The 19,217-nt window shown below is 41.2% G+C and carries 14 protein-coding genes and 2 riboswitches; of the genes, 13 read left to right on the forward strand and 1 reads right to left on the reverse strand.

Annotation, left to right across the window (positions count from 1 at the left end; genetic code table 11):
* Positions 1–55 precede the first annotated feature (55 nt).
* The 11 genes from HMPREF0556_RS01940 (at position 56) to HMPREF0556_RS02000 (ending at position 15,888) form a co-directional block, all read left to right on the forward strand.
* The gene (locus tag HMPREF0556_RS01940; RefSeq protein WP_003754963.1) at positions 56–946 is read left to right on the forward strand and encodes a hypothetical protein; all 891 of its coding nucleotides are present in this window, start codon (positions 56–58) and stop codon (positions 944–946) included.
* Positions 939–1,301: a hypothetical protein gene (locus HMPREF0556_RS01945; protein WP_003754964.1), complete on the forward strand. Its 363-nt coding sequence runs from the start codon at positions 939–941 to the stop codon at positions 1,299–1,301. The genes HMPREF0556_RS01940 and HMPREF0556_RS01945 overlap by 8 nt, the downstream gene beginning before the upstream one ends.
* On the forward strand, positions 1,298–3,250 hold the full coding sequence (locus tag HMPREF0556_RS01950) for an immunoglobulin-like domain-containing protein (protein WP_003754965.1): 1,953 nt from the start codon (positions 1,298–1,300) through the stop codon (positions 3,248–3,250). The genes HMPREF0556_RS01945 and HMPREF0556_RS01950 overlap by 4 nt, the downstream gene beginning before the upstream one ends.
* A gap of 19 nt (positions 3,251–3,269) precedes the next feature.
* On the forward strand, positions 3,270–3,509 hold the full coding sequence (locus HMPREF0556_RS13375) for a hypothetical protein (RefSeq protein ID WP_003754966.1): 240 nt from the start codon (positions 3,270–3,272) through the stop codon (positions 3,507–3,509).
* Positions 3,510–3,672: 163 nt separating this feature from the next.
* Complete coding sequence (locus tag HMPREF0556_RS01960) at positions 3,673–9,111, forward strand: immunoglobulin-like domain-containing protein (RefSeq protein WP_040486389.1); 5,439 nt, start codon at positions 3,673–3,675, stop codon at positions 9,109–9,111.
* A 77-nt stretch (positions 9,112–9,188) separates the two neighbouring features.
* The gene (locus HMPREF0556_RS01965) at positions 9,189–9,581 is read left to right on the forward strand and encodes a DUF1149 family protein (protein ID WP_003754968.1); all 393 of its coding nucleotides are present in this window, start codon (positions 9,189–9,191) and stop codon (positions 9,579–9,581) included.
* Between the two features lie 736 nt (positions 9,582–10,317).
* Positions 10,318–10,887, forward strand: coding sequence for a Crp/Fnr family transcriptional regulator (locus HMPREF0556_RS01980; protein ID WP_036106238.1), 570 nt, complete (start codon positions 10,318–10,320; stop codon positions 10,885–10,887).
* 124 nt (positions 10,888–11,011) lie between these two features.
* The gene (locus HMPREF0556_RS01985; RefSeq protein ID WP_003754975.1) at positions 11,012–12,580 is read left to right on the forward strand and encodes a peptide chain release factor 3; all 1,569 of its coding nucleotides are present in this window, start codon (positions 11,012–11,014) and stop codon (positions 12,578–12,580) included.
* Between the two features lie 67 nt (positions 12,581–12,647).
* Positions 12,648–12,817: riboswitch (yybP-ykoY riboswitch) on the forward strand.
* A gap of 21 nt (positions 12,818–12,838) precedes the next feature.
* Positions 12,839–13,594, forward strand: a complete 756-nt coding sequence (locus tag HMPREF0556_RS01990; protein WP_003754977.1) for a TerC family protein — start codon at positions 12,839–12,841, stop codon at positions 13,592–13,594.
* A gap of 142 nt (positions 13,595–13,736) precedes the next feature.
* Positions 13,737–14,507, forward strand: a complete 771-nt coding sequence (locus tag HMPREF0556_RS01995; protein WP_040486580.1) for a TerC family protein — start codon at positions 13,737–13,739, stop codon at positions 14,505–14,507.
* A gap of 43 nt (positions 14,508–14,550) precedes the next feature.
* Positions 14,551–15,888 (forward strand): TrkH family potassium uptake protein, encoded by a 1,338-nt coding sequence (locus tag HMPREF0556_RS02000; RefSeq protein WP_115346423.1) that lies wholly within the window; start codon positions 14,551–14,553, stop codon positions 15,886–15,888.
* A gap of 93 nt (positions 15,889–15,981) precedes the next feature.
* On the opposite strand, the gene HMPREF0556_RS02005 is transcribed toward HMPREF0556_RS02000, so the two are convergent.
* Positions 15,982–17,028, reverse strand: coding sequence for an acyltransferase family protein (locus HMPREF0556_RS02005; RefSeq protein ID WP_003754980.1), 1,047 nt, complete (start codon positions 17,026–17,028; stop codon positions 15,982–15,984).
* Between the two features lie 184 nt (positions 17,029–17,212).
* Positions 17,213–17,356: riboswitch (FMN riboswitch) on the forward strand.
* 155 nt (positions 17,357–17,511) lie between these two features.
* Here HMPREF0556_RS02005 and ribD point away from each other — a divergent pair.
* Both ribD and HMPREF0556_RS02015 read left to right on the forward strand, forming a co-directional pair.
* Positions 17,512–18,630, forward strand: a complete 1,119-nt coding sequence (gene ribD / locus HMPREF0556_RS02010) for a bifunctional diaminohydroxyphosphoribosylaminopyrimidine deaminase/5-amino-6-(5-phosphoribosylamino)uracil reductase RibD (protein WP_169308987.1) — start codon at positions 17,512–17,514, stop codon at positions 18,628–18,630.
* The gene (locus HMPREF0556_RS02015) at positions 18,585–19,217 is read left to right on the forward strand and encodes a riboflavin synthase (protein WP_003754984.1); all 633 of its coding nucleotides are present in this window, start codon (positions 18,585–18,587) and stop codon (positions 19,215–19,217) included. The genes ribD and HMPREF0556_RS02015 overlap by 46 nt, the downstream gene beginning before the upstream one ends.

Below are 19,217 nucleotides of genomic sequence, written 5' to 3' on the forward strand. Positions count from 1 at the left end.
ATAAGAATGCACTGGAAAATATCTTACTTTTGAGGAAGAGAAGGGAGGGGAAAAAATGGATCTATTTGCAACCATTTGGCAGTTTATGCAACTGTTTTATCTGCTTCTTCCCGAAATAGTTCTAATTATGGCTGGGTTTTTCCTAGTTAAATGGGTATTAGACCGCATGATCTTACATCATTTTGTGAAACTAGAACTGCTTACGTATGAAGTAGAGAAGCAAAATAAGCAATACGAAATGATGAAAGCAGAATTGCAGAAAGTGGCGGACATCCAAGACAAACAAGCTTCTTACCTACATTGGGGAGAACTTCAGAAACAACAGGAAGCATCGGTGTGGCTATCATTCCCATATCTATTGCACATCAAAATGATCGATCTGCTACCGCAATTCAACAAGCAGATGGAATGGTATAAGCAGTTGCTTGCAGAAAACAAAGTGGAACAGACCAAGCAACAGGAACCGAAACTAAAACTCGTCATCTCTCCGCTTCTTCGGATTCAGCGTCAGAAACTCAGCGAACGCTTGCAGGCCTTCCAAGCCGAACGACTCCTGTTTATGGAAGACTGTATTGAAGAGAATGACGGCTATCTGATTCATCTTCCAGCTATTTATCAGGCGGAAAAATGGGCAGAACAGTTAGAAGAACAAAGTGAAACGGAAGCCTTCTTCTTAACACTGAAAAAAGACATCGATCAGACTAATTATCTGACAGCCGAGGAAAAGGAAGGCTTAGCGCAGTTTGCTGCATTTTATGAATCACAATGGGAATATATGAAGTCCATTTATATTGGCAAATTTGAAAATAGCACATCCTGTTATCTAACGGCTTATCAAAATGGAATGGAAGAATACTTACAAGATAAAGAGCCAATTGCGCCATATACATTGAGTTATTGGGAGGCAATATTGGAAGAGGAGAAAGGAAGAAAGGCATTTGCTTAATAATCTATTGATTGCAATTGTGAGCTTAGCTGTTATTACTTATTGTGCTTTATACATTCGGCTCTTTTTCAGAACGACGCTAACGAGAATAGATTTTTTCTTGATTGGCCCGTTAAAGAAGCACATGACTTTTTTTCAAACACACCATGCTGAAATGATTGCTCAGATCCGGCGTGTGTATATCCACTACTTTTTATTCCTACTCAGCATTGATGTCTCCCTTTTCTTTAGACAGGAAAGTTGGGTATGGATCGTCTTGCTAGTTGTGATCGTTATGGCGATCCTCTGCTGGCGCGTAGACAAAAAATATGAGCAGATCATCAAGATGCGCGTGAAAGGGGAGATCCATAAATGAAGGAAAAGAAAATACGCTTTTTGAATGACCGTAATACTGAAACTGAAACAGCAGAAAAAACGGGCACGGTCATTCAAGGAGAACCGATCACGATCGAAAAAGGCACAAGTAGTGTCGACTGGTTGGACTATGTGACTGCTTCCGATGCAGTAGATGGAGACATCACAGCACAAGTGAAGGTGAATGACAGTTTTGTTCATTTGAACGAAAGCGGTCAATACCTATTAGTTTATGAAGTAACTAACAGTCGGAAACAAACGACTTATAAAAGTATTTTAGTAACGGTTCAAGATAAAACGGAAGAGACACAAGAAATCTCAAAACCGCCTATTTTAGAAGATCTCCCTGATGAGCCAGAAAAAGAACTGGGCGAATTAGTCGAAGAGATCTATCAACATGAGGAACAAAAAGCAAATACGCTTGTAAAAGAACAAGAAGCTGATTATGCGGACGATCCGATTGAAGCATTCAGACAAGATGCTCGAGAAACGTCTTCCTCGGAACATAAAGAATTGCGTATCCCCAGCAACAGTGAACCTGCTTTTCTCGAAAAACTTCTGACAGAAGGTATCCAGTTATCGTCCGGAGAATTGATCTGGCTCGATAAAGCGTATCTGCAAAAACACCATTTTCAACTTGGAGAGCCGGGACGCTATTGGGTGCCGTATCGAACGCATCCAAATGAATTAGGGAATTCTCACTATGAAAGTCAGCCGGAGCATTGGCTGCTGATCATTGTCGGAAGAGAACGTCCTTTACTATACGCCAATGATATGGAAATCAAAGCGGGCACACCGCGAGCGCAAATCGATTGGCTTAAAGGCGTCATCGCATTTGATCCATTTGATCAAAACATCACAGCAAAAATCAAATGCGAACCACAAATGGTATCGCTCAGCAAAGAAGGCCTATATCCTGTCACTTATCTGGTAACGAATTCAGCTGGGGTAACGACAACATTATACCGATTAGTAGCTGTCAAAGCAGAGCGTCCTACATTGAAAGTAGCGAGTTTGCAGATCGAAGCAGGTTCAGAGCCGCGAGATATTGATTGGTATAAGAGTATAACAGCCTACGATGTCGTCGATGGGAATATTGTTCAAAATTGTCAAGTGGACTACAGCAAAGTGAATTTTGAACAAGATGGCACCTATCCAATTGTTTATACCGTGCGGAACAGCAATGGTAAAGAACAAAAAGCATGGACTGAAGTTGAAGTAAATGCAGTAGAGCCAATTATTTCCGGCGAACCTTTTGAAGTGACGGCAGGAAGTTCCGTCCACGACATTGACTGGAAAGCCAATATCCATGTATATGATCCTGTCGATCAAGATCTACTTGAAGAAGTAGAAGTGGATCTGGGAAATGTAGATATTTCCAAAGAAGGCCAATACGAAGTTCACTATAAAGTAGCTAATAGCAATCATAAAATAGGCGAGCTACGAATCCAAGTTTTTGTAAAAGCCGAAGTTCCGCATCTCCATTCCGATCCGATCACGATCACTGCAAACCGGATCATCGACTCGCGAATGGATTGGAAGCAAAATCTAATCGCGGAGGACAAAGTCGATGGCAATATCGCAGAGAAAGTACGCGTCGACTTTTCACAAATAGATCCGCAAGTGGAAGGAACGTATCAAATCTACTTTGAGGTAAGTAATTCTAATAATAAAACAGCCAAGATCGAAGTACCTGTTTTTGTAAAAGCAGAAGCACCAACGATCGTTGCCTCGCCGATCCATATGTCGCTTGGAACCGAAGTCGATCATTTCGACTGGCTGAACGGCGTCTTGGCAACGGATAAAGTCGATGGCGACATTACCACGAATCTGACCGTGTTTTATCAGCAGGTCGACAGTAATACAGCAGGCGAATACACAGTTACGTATTTAGTAAGAAATTCTAATCATAAACAAGGCAGCCGCACAATGGCTGTTAAAGTCCAATAGAAGAAAGTAGGAAAAAATAATGACAAAAACAAATGCATGGAAACAAATCAAAGTAGGTATGATCGGGATTTTGTTAGTAAGCAGTTTATCCCTAGCAGCATGTTCCAATGATAAGAAAGAAACAAAAAAAGATACAAAACCAAAAACAGAACACAAAGTAAAATCGATCGAAAAGAAATCCAACGCAGCAACAGTGAAAGTAGTACCTAAAAAAGAAGGTAAAAAAACAGAAAAGAAAAAACCAGCAAATAAAAAATAATCGTTTGCCACAAATTGCTCGCAACACTTGAGTGATTTGTGTGAACTAAAATGATTGATAATATAGAAGATTACAAAAGAAGATGGAGAGTATCACGATACCTCCATCTTCTTCCGTATTAAAACAGGCTGTAGTCATGTGAATGACAAAGGGAGGAAAAATAATGAAAGCAAAAAAATACACCATTTGGGCCGTTACCATATTACTGCTTTTAAGCGTATTTATTGCCTTAGCGAAACCGATCAATCATCTCTATACGCAAGTCAATACACAAAAGAGTGCAGATGCGGCGGAACCACCTTATTTTACTGGTGTGGAAGATACGACAATTGAAAAAGGGTCGCTTTGGAGTCCATATCAAGGGGTTATAGCCCGAGATCCGGGTCAAAATAATGTCGATATCTCTGGCTACATTGAGGTAGAGGATAATGTGAAATCGAATAAATGGGGTACATACAAAGTTTACTATTCTGTTAAAAGTCCAAAGACAGGACTTGAAGCGACAGCTGAGCGAACGGTAAAAGTAGTGGTCTCAAGCGTTTCCAAAGCTACTTTGACAGTACCAGCTACAAAGGAGATCAAAAAAGGAGACGCCTTTTCCAATAAGATCGCGATGGAAGGAATCGTTGCGACAGACGGCGATGGCACTAATCTTGCCGCTCGTGTTTCTTGGGATTCCAGCAAACTGGATACGAATACTATTGGGAGTTACCCGGTTGTTTATAGTGTGACCGGACAAAATGGCCAAGAAGTGACAGCTGTTTCTACGATCAAGGTAGTAGAAGGCTCGAATGAAGTTATTGGAGATGCGACGATCGAAGCTTCTGACAAGACGGTCACAGAAGGGGACACATTCGATTATTATGAAGGTGTCAAAGCGTTCGATGGCGATGCGAAACATACGGATATCAGCGCTAATGTTAAACACCAAGGACGGGTCAATACGAACAGTCCCGGCAAATATCAGGTCATTTACCGGGTTACCGGAGCAAATGGGAATGAAGTGACGAAATCAATCACAGTAACAGTAACAAAGAAACAAGAAACGATTACAAATGCGACGATCCAAGCATCTGACAAGACGATCACAGAAGGGGATACGTTTGATTATCTTAAAGATGTTACGGCTAAAGACGGCGACGCGAAGCAGACAGATATTACTTCTAAATTAACATATCGGGGAACAGTCGATACTTCTAAACCAGGTAAATATACCATCACTTATGAAGTTACTGGAGCGAACGGTAACAAAGTGACTCAAAATATTACAGTAACTGTCATTGCAAAACCAACTAATCTTGTTGATGCCACGATTTTTGCTAAAAACCAAACTGTCTATGTTGGTAGTACCTTTGATTATAAGAAAAACATCAGCGCTATCGACGGGGATGCAGCGAAAACGGATATTACTTCTAAAGTTATTTACCAGGGAACAGTCAATATGTCTAGTCCGGGTGTGTATCCGATCACTTATAAAGTAACTGGAGCAAATGGAAATGAAGTCAGCAAAACGATTCAAGTAACAGTCATCTATAAAACTGGCGAACTATCGATCAGTAAAAAGTTGATCACAGCTACGGGAGAAGATTTCAAAGCAACAGCGGTCAATCCAGGAGATACACTTTATTATAAGATCACGGTTACAAATACAGTTGCCAACAGCGTAGTAGAAGCTGTAACTGTTAGTGATCAGCTTCCAGCAGGTTTGACTTATCAGGCTGACAGTTTGGAAGTGGATAATAAAAAAGTCGCAAATGCAGACTTAAAAGCAATTCATGTGGAAGATCTTTTAGGAAATAAAAGTCATCAGATCACTTTTGCCGCTAAAATAAATATGAACACCTCAGGAACAATCACAAACGTTGCTGGCGTTACAGGTAAAACGGTCGATAATAAACAATATGAAGCATCGACAGACGTACGGAATCTCGAAAATGCGACGATCAATGCTAGCGATAAAGAAATCACAGTAGGGGATCCATTCGATTACAAGAAAGGGGTTACCGCTAAAGATGGTGATCTGGCTCATACAGATATTACCGCCAAATTAACATACGACCAAAATGTCAATACTAGCAAAGCAGGCATTTACACGGTTACCTACAAAGTCACAGGTAAAAATGGCGTGGAAGTCAAAAAGGCGATCAAAGTAACAGTAAAAGAGAAAGAAGTTCCTGTTACCAATGCGACCATTACCGCGAGCGACCGGACGATCGAATTGAACGAGTCATTCGACTACATGGCAGGAATAAAAGCCGTTGACGGCGACAAAGAAAAAACGGACATCACGAATAAAGTGACACATGAAGGAACGGTAGATACTTCCAAAGCAGGAAAATATACCGTTACCTACAAAGTAAAAGGCAAAAACAATAATGAAGTCAGCATTTCCATCAAAGTTACGGTAGTTGCTAAAAATGCCGTGATCACAGCTAATGACCGTTCCATTCAATTAGGACAGTCATTCGATCCGCTAAAAGAAGTACAAGCGAAAGATACAGATGGCTATCAAACGGATCTGACCTCAAAGATAAAAGTCAAAAGTAATAACGTCAATACCAATAAAACAGGAAAATATACTGTCATTTATGCCGTGACAGGTTCAAATGGGAATACCGTCGAAAAAACGATCCAGGTGACTGTCTTGCCAAAAGATGCTGAGATCATCGCAACCGACAAAACGATCCATCAGGGCGACGCTTTTGATCCAAAACAAGGCGTATCTGCCATCGATGGAGATGGAAACAATACAGATCTTACTGCAAAAATCACAATCGAAAAAAATACTGTCGATGTTTCCAAAGCAGGACAGTATGAAGTAACATACGGCGTTATCGGCTCTAGCAAAAACAAAGTGGTTAAAACAGTTAAGATCACTGTCATAGCCAACCAAGGGGATTTGACGATCACTAAAAAGGTCGAAAATGCTGCTGGGGAAGATTTAAATCAGCAGACGGTCATAGCTGGCGATGAGATCATTTACAAGATCAAAGTGAAAAATCCAATTGCTAATAGTGCCGTGCAACAAGTGGCATTAACGGACACCGTTCCAGCAGGAGCCGAGGTCCAAACCGATGCGGTTACTGTGAAAGGTACAAAAGCGACTCCGGTATGGAAAGGCAATAAAGTCACTCTTACTGCCGGAACGGTAACGGATAAAGATGAGATCGAAGTGATTATCTCAGTAAAAGTGAAGGCTGATTACTCAGGAGAACTTACGAATATTGCCAATGTTACTGGCGAAGCAGTCGCGGATAAAAACGCCAGCACGAGCATTGGAAGCAGAGAAGCAAATAAAGCTTCTATTATCGCCATCAATAAAAAAATCGAGATCGGCAATACTTTTGACCCGCTTCAAAATGTTACAGCAATCGATGAAGATGGATCCGATATAACGGCCAGTCTAAAAGTGATCAGCAACAACGTCGATCCGCTTCGAATCGGTGTTTATAAAGTTGTCTATGAAGCAGAAGCAAGAAATGGAAAAATAACAAAAGAAATCGAGATCAAGGTCATTGGTAGGGATGCAACGATCATAGCGGATGATCAAGAATTATACGTGAATGATTCTTTTGATCCGCTTGGCATTGTAACGGCAATCGACGGCGATGGAGTCAACACAGATATTTCTCGAAACGTGCGAGTAATCAATAGTAATGTAGATACCAGTGTATCCGGAAATTATCAGGTCACTTTTGCTGTAGTTGGTATAAACGGCAACGAGATCAGTAAAACGGTCAAAGTAAAAGTAATCGCAAATGATGCCGTTATCCAAGCCGACAATCGAATAAGTATAATCGGAGAAGATTTCGATGCACGAAAAGAAGTCCGAGCAATCGATGGCGATGGACGTGAAACGGATTTAACCGCTGATTTGAAAATCACGATGAATACCGTGGACACGCAGCATGCCGGTGAATATGATGTTCGTTATGAAGTTACAGGCGAGAACGGGAATCTTGTTTCTAAAACGATTCGAGTGACCATTGTCGCTAAAGATGCAGTCATTCAGGCAACAGACAAAAAAATAGCTGTTGGCGATTCCTTTGATCCACTTAAAGACGTTACAGCAGTTGATGGGAATGGCTATGATACAGACTTGACTTCCAACATCAATATTACTGCTAATACGGTAGATACTTCCCATCCTGGCAATTACACCGTTACGTACAGCGTCACTGGCGAAAACGGGAATGAAGTCACTAAAACGATTAATGTGGTCGTTCAAGAAAATCCAGGCGACCTGACTATTTCCAAAGAAGTTGCTAACACAAACGGTAATACAACAGCGGCGCCTGGTGATGAGATCATGTATACAATCAAAGTGAAAAACCCTACTACTAAAGGAAATGTGCATGAAGTTGTTATCAAGGATGATCTACCGAAAGGGATCCAGCTCAATGAAGCGAGCATAAAAGTAAATCAAGAAAATGCAAGCTACGAATTAGCAGGAAACAAATTGAAACTGACCATCGGTGATATTTTGGCGAATGAAGAGAAAGTTATTACTTTCAAAGCCAAAGTGACAGCCGAAGCAGCAGTAGAGATCACAAATATCGCTAAAGTAACAGGTGTAAATACGGCCCATGATTCAGAAGCAGATGCAGTTATCGAAGGAGAATATCAAGATGCAAGTATCTACGCATTTGATAAAACGATCCAAGTCGGAGACAAATTTGATCCGCGGAAAGCTGTAACTGCTAAAGACTCCGATGACCGCGACCTTACCGCTATGCTCCAAATCAAAGAAAACACAGTAGACACGAACCAAGTTGGCGAATACAAGGTGGTTTACGGTGTTACTGGTAAAAATAAAAAAGAAGTAGTGAAAGAAGTCAAAATCACAGTTGTTTCTAAAAATGCGATCATTGTTGTTGATGATAGCACACTAACACTTGGCGATTCCTTTGATCCAATGAAGGGTGTCCGCGCCTATGACGGTAATGTCAGCCTCGTCCAAAAAGCAGCTTCTCAAGCTACTGATATTACTTCTGCTGTTACGATCGAAAGCAACAATGTCGACACGAAAAAAGTTGGAGAATATCAAGTTGTGTATACGGTCGCAGGTTCGAATGGAATCCAAGTCAAGAAGACAAGGAAGATTTCGATATTGGCGAAAGACGCCGTGATCAAAGCAGAAAACAGCACGATCAAAGTCGGAGAAACTTTCCAACCGCTTAAAACAGTCAAAGCCTATGACGGCGATGAAAAGCATACTGACATCAGTGCGAAGATCGAAGTGAAACAAAACAAAGTCGATAATAAAAAAGTCGGTAGCTATCCAGTTACTTATGCAGTGGTAGGAAGCAACGGCAAAGAAATAACGAAACAGATCGCAGTTACCGTTAAAAAAGATAAGAAACGAGATTCCTCGTCTGGCGGTACCAAACCAAAAGATCCGGAAATCAAACCTGATCCAAGTGATCCAAAAGATCCAAAAGATCCAAATCCGGTAAAAGTCACTGAAACAAAAGCTAAAAAAGCAGTGAAACGATTATTGAAGACAGGTGATGTCTCAACGATTTACTATACAGGACTCGGATCATTGCTGATCATCGGTGCGTGGTTACTACGCAGATATAATCGTAATAACTGGATCTAAAACGATAGAAGCGTATCAGCGGACACATTAGTTGTTCGCTGACCGCTCTTTCTTGTTAGGAAAGGAGTGGAAGATAAGTGGAATACGAAGCTATCCATGTAGAAATGCTTTCGTTAGAGCAAGGTGAATTTGAAGCAAAGAATACTATCGATGCGACTGCACAAGAATTATTGCTGGGAGATCAAAAACTGCATATCCAATTAAACGTTCCATTTGCGATCGCAGACAAACATTACCGCATTTCTGGAAAAATCAAACAGATCATTCATATCGAAAAAAATGAAAGCAACTCCTTTAAAGCATTTATGGCGGAAAGAGAAAAAACAATTTTTGTTCCTTTATTAGAAAGAATGCAACAACTGGTTGCCTCTGTCACCAAAGAAGTATGGCAGGAAGAACAAAACTGGCAATTCTCAGTGCCACAAAGAAACCCGCAGCTTCACGTCGTAGAAGATAAGACAAGGCAATAGGTGTAAAGGGGGAGAATCAAGTAATGGGAATGCTCATCATGTTTCTAACGATTAGTTACTTGATTATAAATGGGGGGATGATTGGGCTTATTATTTTCAGGTTATTCCGAAAAGGGCCTGTATGGGTGGAAAATGCAAAGCGGACTGCTCTATATAGTTCCTATATCGTTGGTCTGCTTTGTTGTTTATTGGAAGTTGGAAACGTTTTTAATGTGCTGTTTAACGGCTTAAAGTTTCGATTGAATATTTTTATATATTTATTTTGGATAACAGCGACATTTTTCATTGTATATTATGTGGCGAGAGGATTTTTTTACCGCAAGTATACGAACCAAAAAGAGAAAGGTAAGGAAATATAAAATGGGGAAACATACATTTATCATTGGCAGGCTCATCAAAATTAGCGCTATCTTTTTCACTGTCATTGGGATTGTTAGCCTATATATAATCGCTTACCAAGTGTTAACGTCTATTAATAACGAGAAAGAATTATATGAAAAACTAACGGGATATGTTTATAATGTCGTTCTACCAATGTTATTCAGTTTGATATGGCTGTTTTTCAACTATCAAATTTGGGACATTATTTTTTTAAAGATAAGAAGTAAGATAATTTATGTTTTTGTTTGCTTATTTGCAATTAGCATGTTAATTAGCGGCTTTATTGCTTTTTATACAAAAGATATTCTTTTGTATTGGCTTCATTTTATTGTTTAAAATTTGGAGGATGATGAAAATGAAAAAAACTCTCATGACGAATAAACCTTTAGCTAAACAAGAGTATTATCAAATCAACAAGAACCAGGCTTTCTTTCATAAAGGGAGTTTTTATATCTTATCAGGCATCATTGTTTGCCTTTATAAAGAACAATTCATTGCCGCTTATCAGGCAGGGGATACTTTCTTTATGGATGAAGACATTATCCCCAACCTTACTTTTGTTGCAAAACGGGATACACATTTAATTGCTTCGGAAGCCTATATGATAGAAGAAAAAAGGAATCAGCTGATCCATCAATTTTTCAATCAGTTATCCAGCCGTTTGGTCAACTATTCTTACCGGACGGAAGAGCGGATCACAGCATTATTTTTTACATTAGGATGCCAGATCGGTGAGGTGAAAAATAACAGCTGTACGATACCATCGATTTTTACACAAAAAGAACTGGCTTCTTTTACAAATGTAACCAGAGAATACTATAATGCTCTATATAAGAAGTGGAAAGATGAGGCCGTTATTACTTATAGTAAGAAAAACTGGATCTTAAATAATTGGACTAGCTGGGTAGCGCGACATCAGATGTGAGAGCCAGAAAAAATGCGGAGTGGATGATTTCACGTCCGCTTTTTTTTTACCAGAACCATGTCTTTTAACGCGTATTCTATGATATACTTATGCAATATGAGTTTATCTAGGAGGAAGAAAAGGAATGAGTCAGGATTTGCACAAGGAAGTCCAATCTCGAAAGACATTTGCGATTATTTCTCACCCCGATGCTGGTAAAACAACAATGACAGAGCAGTTGTTATTATTCGGCGGCGTTATTCGTTCAGCGGGTACGGTAAAAGGGAAAAAATCTGGTAAATTTGCCACAAGTGATTGGATGGAAATCGAAAAACAACGCGGGATCTCTGTAACAAGTTCAGTGATGCAGTTTGATTATGAGGGATCGCGAATCAATATTTTAGATACACCGGGGCACTCGGATTTCAGTGAGGATACATATCGAACGCTTATGGCGGTCGACAGTGCAGTTATGGTCATCGATGCTGCGAAAGGGATCGAAGCACAGACGATGAAATTGTTCAAAGTCTGCCGGATGCGTGGAATCCCAATTTTTACGTTTATCAATAAGATGGATCGTCAAGGGAAAATGCCACTAGAACTGCTTGCAGAGTTAGAAGAAGTGCTTGGCATCGAGTCATACCCGATGAACTGGCCGATTGGTATGGGGAAAGAATTGATGGGCTTATACGACCGTTATCACCGCGTGGTAGAACAATATCGTGTGCCGGAAGAAGACCGCTTTTTAGAGTTAGGCGAAGAGGGCGATTTGAAAGCAGCAAATCCGCTGCAAGATTCTGGTTACTATCAACAAGCATTGGAAGAAATCATGTTGCTAGATGAAGCCGGAAATGAATATGATGAACAAAAGATCCAGCAAGGCGAACTAACGCCTGTATTCTTTGGTAGCGCACTTGCTAACTTTGGTGTGGAAACATTCTTGCGGACTTTTGTTAATTTTGCACCTGCACCATCTGCGCATGAAGCAAACGTTGGCAATGTAGAAGCAAACGAAAATTATTTTTCCGGATTTGTCTTTAAAATCCAAGCGAATATGAACCCCGCTCACCGAGACAGAATCGCATTTGTACGGATTTGTTCCGGTGAATTTGATCGAGGGATGAGTGTAACACTCACTCGGACAGGAAAAGCAATCAAACTTGCGAATTCCACCCAGTTTATGGCAGACGATCGGGAAACGCTGAATCGGGCCGTAGCTGGAGATATCATCGGATTATATGATACTGGGAATTATCAGATTGGTGATACGATCACAAATGGACCAAAACAACTACAGTTTGAAAAATTACCACAGTTTACACCGGAATTATTTATGAAAGTCTCTGCTAAAAATGTCATGAAGCAAAAGCATTTCCATAAAGGCGTGGAACAGCTTGTTCAAGAAGGTGCGATCCAGCTCTTCAAGACATGGCGTTTGGAAGAATATATCATTGGTGCCGTTGGACAACTTCAATTTGAAGTTTTTGAACATCGGATGCGCAATGAGTATAATTCGGAGATCATTATGGAACCAATCGGTAAAAAGATCGCCCGCTGGATCCGCGAAGAAGATGTCGATGAAAAACTTTCGACTGCACGGAGCATGCTAGTGAAAGACAGATTCGATCAGCCGCTATTCTTATTTGAAAATGAGTTTGCAGTAAATTGGTTCAAGGATAAAAATCCGGATATCGAACTGACTTCGCTGCTCTAAGTAAGAAGCAGTTGACTTTTAACTGAGCAGCATGCTATTATTTAGTTATTAATTGAATAGTACTTTGACATGTGTCAAAGGGGAGTAGCATCAAATCCAGGACTGGATTTGAGATAAAGTCGTCATTACGTGGCATCCGTGCCATCGGTTTTATCAACATTTAAAATGTCAGCGAGACCTTTGCCCTTATTTATAGGGTGGGTCTCGTTTTTTTATTGTCAGACCTAGCGCAAGGAAAAGACAAAGGAGGATATTTAAATGGATATGTCGATGATTTTAGAATATGGGTGGGTGCTACTTGTCTTGATCGGTTTGGAAGGCATACTGGCAGCAGATAATGCAGTTGTGATGGCGGTAATGGTAAAACATTTGCCTCCAAAAGAACAGAAAAAAGCATTGTTTTACGGCTTGCTTGGTGCTTTCGTTTTCCGTTTCACTGCATTGTTCTTGATTTCCTTTTTAGCAAATGTTTGGCAGGTACAAGCACTAGGAGCAGCTTACTTGTTATACATTGCCGGAAATCATTTGTGGAAAAATCGCAAAGGGCATGAAGCAGGATCGGAACAAGATAAAGCGAAAAAATCTGGATTTTGGATGACCGTGCTAAAAGTAGAAATTGCTGACATCGCTTTTGCGATCGACTCGATGCTTGCGGCGGTCGCACTGGCGATCACATTGCCGAAAACAGGTTTTGGACATATTGGCGGAATCGACACTGGGCAGTTCGCGATCATGTTTTTAGGCGGATTGATCGGGCTTGTTATCATCCGTTTTGCCGCAACACAGTTTGTAAAGCTATTGAAAACCTATCCGAAGTTGGAAACGGCAGCTTTTCTGATCGTCGGTTGGGTTGGCGTGAAATTAGTTATTTACACGCTAGCACATCCAAGCCTAGGAGTGATCGACCATCATTTCCCAGAATCCACCATGTGGAAACTGATTTTTTGGGGCGTGATGATCGGGCTAGTCGTATGGGGCTGGTTGACTTCGAGAATGACACGGACCGAACAGTAGAAAAAATGCATATAAATGCTTATTTTTCAGGCAAGTGGGTACTTCTAAATAGAGAAGCGCCGACTTGCCAGTTTTGATAAAAAGTTATTCTTTTTCCAGCATTTATATGGTAAAGTAATGACAGAATGAAAGGTGAATGACTATGGATATCTCACTTTGGGGCGAATACATCTTTGTGTTTTTTGTGCTCGTGGCATTAGAAGGCATTCTCTCTGCGGATAATGCAGTCGTTATGGCTGTGATCGTAAAGGCGCTTCCGCATGAAAAGCAGAAGAAAGCATTATTTTATGGGCTGCTGGGCGCGCTCGTTTTTCGTTTGATTGCCCTTTTACTGATCTCGTTTTTAGTGAAAGTTTGGGAAATCCAAGCGATCGGGGCATTGTATTTATTATATCTGGCCATCAAGCATATGCTTGATCTGCGCCGGGAAAATGCGGGAATAAAAAAAGAAGAGGAAACTCCGAAACCTGCGAAATCCTTTTGGGGAACAGTAGCGAAAGTGGAATTTACAGATATTGCTTTTGCGATCGATTCGATGCTTGCTGCGGCGGCATTGGTAGTTGGCCTTCCTCAGCTAGGTGATTTTCATATTGGAGGAATGAACGGCGGCCAATTCATTGTGATGTTTTTAGGCGGGATCGCTGGGTTGATTGTGATTCGTTTTGCGGCAACGCAAGTGATCAAATTATTAGACCGTTATCCGACTCTCGAAACAGCCGCATTTTTGATCGTAGGCTGGGTCGGGATAAAACTAGCTGTGAGCACGCTTGCTCATCCTGCAGTACATGCTATTCCAGAATCGTTTCCTGAGAGTACGTTATGGAAGGCGATATTTTGGGTTGTCATGATAATGATAGCTTTAGGTGGTTATATAATTGCGAGAAGAAAAGAACGATCCTCTAAAAAAGAATGAATATAGGCGGGAATTGCGACTAAGAAAACGCCTACGGGCTTTTCTGTCGCATATGACTCCCATCCAGGTTATCATCGCTTACTATGTGGTAGCTGTTTCTGTTTCAACGATTTTGCTGAGCTTACCGATGACCAAGCAAAAAGGTGTACATGTATCTTTTATCGATACGCTGTTTACGGCCGCTAGTTCGGTCAGTGTAACTGGACTTAGTTCTGTCGATGTGCATCATACGTATAGCACGTTTGGGATCTGGATCCTGATGGGCATTTTCCAGATTGGCGGACTTGGTGTCATGATGCTGAGTACGTTTTTCTACTTGATCCTTAGACGACGGATCGGTTTGAAACAGCGCCAACTGATCATGACCGATACCAATCAGTTTTCAATGAGCGGAATGGTGCGGATGCTGCGCGACATTTTAGTATTGATTTTTGGCATCGAATTGCTGGGGACATTGATATTGGGAATTTACTTTATCCCGCATTATCAGTCAATTCCTGAGGCGATGTTCCAAGGCTTATATAATTCGGTTTCGCTGGTGACCAATGCGGGTGTCGACATTACTGGGCATTCCTTGATGCCGTTCGCAAATGACTATTTCGTCCAGATCATTTCGATTTTGCTGATCATGGCTGGAGCGATCGGATTTCCGGTATTATTGGAAACAAAAAAATTCTTATCGATCAAAAATGCTTTGATCCCGTTTCGCTTTTCCTTATTTGTAAAAGTGACGACGCTGACATATTTTATTCTGTTGATTGGCGGCGGGCTGTTTATCTGGCTTTTGGAATTCAAGCATTTCTATGCGCATTCCAGTGTGGCAGAAGGATTTTTCAATTCGATGTTTTTGTCGGCTACTTCGCGAAGTGCCGGCCTAGAAACGATCGACAGCAATTTGTTAAGTGTGCCGACATTGATCTTGGTATCCTTCTTGATGTTTATCGGGGCGTCGCCAAGTTCTGTGGGCGGCGGGATACGAACCACGACATTTGCGATCACGATGATGTTTGTGTATTCGGTTATCCGCGGCCGGACGCATGTATATGTGTTTGGTAGAGAACTTTATCAAGAAGACGTGAGGAAGTCGCTAGCAGTTACTTTTTGTGCGGGATTCTTATGTATGCTCGCCATTATGTTGATGGCACAAACCGAGCCACATGCGCCGCTGATGGCCATTATTTTTGAAGTGCTGTCCGCGTTCGGAACCTGTGGACTGTCATTAGGACTAACGCCAGATCTAAGTGTGGCTGGTAAGATCATCATTATTATACTGATGTTTATTGGCCGGATCGGAATCTTGTATTCCTTGCTTTCGTTCCGCAATAAGAACCTGCCGAAAAATGCGATTCGTTTGCCGAAAGAAAAGATCATTACAGGCTGATAAGGGCAATAGGAGCCCTATAGATAAAACAAATACCCCCGCTCTTTATTATAAAAGAGCGGGGGTTAGTCATGCTTATGACGACGGAGTAACTTAATAACTTTGTTTTTGAAATCGACCTGCCCACTTAGTGAACATATTTCTGATTTTTGAAAAACGGAGTTCGATGACTGGTTGAACGATCGTCGTTACTACTTTACTCGATAAAATGATGGTCAATCCAAGTGAAATAGCCATTAGCAAGAAAATCGTCTGCAATTTGTAATCGACGGTTTGAACGGAGCCTTCTCTAAATAATTTAATGAAGAAACCGTGTAATAGGTATACATATAAGGTGTTTTTCCCCCATTTTGTAAAGAAGAGCTGTCTTTTCGGCACGAAGCTGAAAAAGGCGCTGATCGAAGCAAAGGAAATCGCATAGACGAAGAGACGAATGAAAACACCTAAAGTGCGATTATCGAGAAAATTGGCGTAAGGTTTAGAACCTAAGAACCAATTTTCATTCAAAGCAGGGTGAGCGATGATAAAACTTACAATCGCTATAATTACACCAGCACCGATCCATTTAGCCAGTTTTGTTTGTAAATACTGGAAGTGCTGTTTGGTCAAATAAAAGCCAGCTAAAAAGAATGGGAAGAAGACAAATGTTCTTGATAGACTCAGATAGCCGTCAATTTGATTAAAGTAACCTGCCACTAAGCCGATAACGATCGCAATTGGCATCGCGTAACGCGCAGATAGTTTGGCAAAGCCGATCAGCATGATATTCCAAAAGAATAAGCTGAGTAGGAACCAAAGCGACCATTCCGGTGCGAATAATTGGATCGAAAAGCTGCTCTTGCCAAGTAAAAAATAATAGAAAATACTATAAATACATTGGAAGAAGACATACGGTAAAATAAGCTTTTTCATTGTTTTTGTGATATAGCCAGGTTTCCGGAAGTTTTTGGCAAAAAAACCGGAAATCAAGATGAAGGCTGGCATATGAAAAGTGTACACATAAATATAAAGCACACGAATGCTGGCATATTCTGTAATATAACTTTGCATCAGATGTCCAAAAACAACTAAAAAAATCAAAATAAATTTTGCATTATCAAAGTAGCTGTCGCGACCTTTGACTGGGGTAGTAGTTGGCATGAAAATCACCACGCTATCCTTTCTATTTAGGTTCTAGTATAGTAGTAAATACCCTGCTTCGTGTAACAAATAACCGACATTACAATGACAGTTTAGTAAAGAAGAAGCAAAACTTTGTAATGTTTTCTGAAAAAAGGAGTTGACTTTTTTCAAATTTGTCGCCATAATCGTAGGTAATTGAATATCATTTCTTCGGGGCAGGGTGTAATTCCCGACCGACGGTGACAGCTTCCTTTTGGTAGCTGAAGTCCGTGACCCGCATTAATTTGCGGTTGATCTAGTGAAAATCTGGAACCGACAGTGAAAGTCTGGATGGGAGAAGAAGTACGTGCGATTTTGTAAGGAGATCGTTTTTTTTACCAGTGCAATAAACAAGGGGGAAGTTTACCTTTTATTTGCTGCTGTGTAAGTTTCTTTGTGTTGAAATTTGGAGCCCTGCCATTTTGGTGGGGCTTTTTTATGTATAAAGGGGTGAAAAGAGTTTTGGATAAACATGAAAAATGGATGGCAATCGCTATAAAAGAAGCGAGGAAAGGGCGTGGAAAAACGTATAAAAATCCGTTGGTCGGTGCTGTTATCGTCAAAGCAGACCGTTTGATCGGAAAAGGTTATCACGCCAGCTATGGAGACGTCCATGCAGAAGTGAACGCCTTTCAAAATGTTTCCAACCCCGAAGAAACGAAGCATTCAAGTATCTATGTCACCTTGGAACCATGCGCCCATCATGGCAAACAGCCACCCTGCTGCGAAAAAATCGTGGAAATGGGGATCGAGCATGTTTACGTGGCACAGTTAGATTCCAATCCGCTAGTTCGCGGGAAAGGTGTTGCCTATTTGGAAGCACATGGAATCAAAGTGACTATAGGTGTTTTAGAGAAAGAAGCAGAGCAGCTGAATCCAGCTTTTCATTTCTTTCATCGTCATCGCCGTCCGCTTGTTACTTTGAAACAAGCCGTCACCATCGATGGCAAAACTAACAGCTCGGCGGCTAGCCGCACATATTTGACGGATGAAAAGACGAGCGAAGATGTACAGCAACTGCGAATGGGATCTCAAGCGATTCTGGTCGGCAGTGAAACAGTTCTGATCGATGATCCTGCACTTACGATTCGAAGTAACGTTGTGCCTTATCCGCCCGTCCGCATCGTGCTCGACAGACGCGGACGGACAGTGGATCAAAAGTTCCAGCTTTGGCGAGATGGTCTCGCAGAAACATGGCTTTTTACAGGCAACGAGCCAGATATTAATTTCGCAGAACATGTCCGTGTCTTTGTTGACCCGGACTGGACGACTGAAAAGGTGATCCGCATTTTAGCGGAAGAAGGAATTCAATCTCTTTGTATAGAGGGTGGCGCAGCAATACATGATGCCTTTTTAGCAGCTGGCAAAGTCGATCGGATCGTAAGTTATGTTGCTCCTTACTTACTGGGAGGAAATGCTCGTCCAGCTGTAGCAAGCAAGAGACAAACAGACGCTTTGACGGCATTTGAGCTTAGCCATGTAGAACAATTGAAAGAAGATGTGAAGTTAGTGTATCACAGAAGGGAGGCAGACAAATGTTTACCGGAATCATCGGAGCGATCGGTAAGATCACTCAGGTAAAACAGACCCATCAAACTATCGTGATTGGTGTGGCGGCGCCAGAACCATTTTTGGAAAACTATAAAATCGGTGACAGTATGGCCGTGAATGGTGTATGCCTGACTGCAATTTCCATAACGGCCAATAGTTTCCAAGCAGACGTGATGCCAGAAACATTTCGCGCTACTAATTTAAGCCGCTTGCAGATCGGATCGCCAGTCAATCTTGAACGAGCACTACCTTTAAACGGCAGATTGGAAGGGCACCTGGTAGCAGGGCATGTCGATGCAACTGCGAAAATCGAACGAATCTGGCAAGAGGAGAATGCGATTCGCTATCAATTTGTATTTCCTGCTTCTTTAGCAAATGAGATCGTTCGCAAGGGTTCCGTTGCTATCGATGGGACAAGTTTGACGATCATTGATGTAGCTGGAACAACTTTTTCCGTTGGTTTGATTCCGCATTCGCAAGCAACGACTATTTTAGCAAACAAAAAAGTTGGTGAGCTTGTCAATATCGAAACAGATCTGGTTGCCAAGTATCTTTTAAAGGAGCAGTCTGGGAATTCGCTATTGACTGCTAAGTATTTACAAGAACATGGATTTTGA

Origin of the sequence: Listeria grayi DSM 20601, from assembly GCF_000148995.1 — a bacterium.
In the GTDB taxonomy this organism is placed as follows: domain Bacteria; phylum Bacillota; class Bacilli; order Lactobacillales; family Listeriaceae; genus Listeria; species Listeria grayi.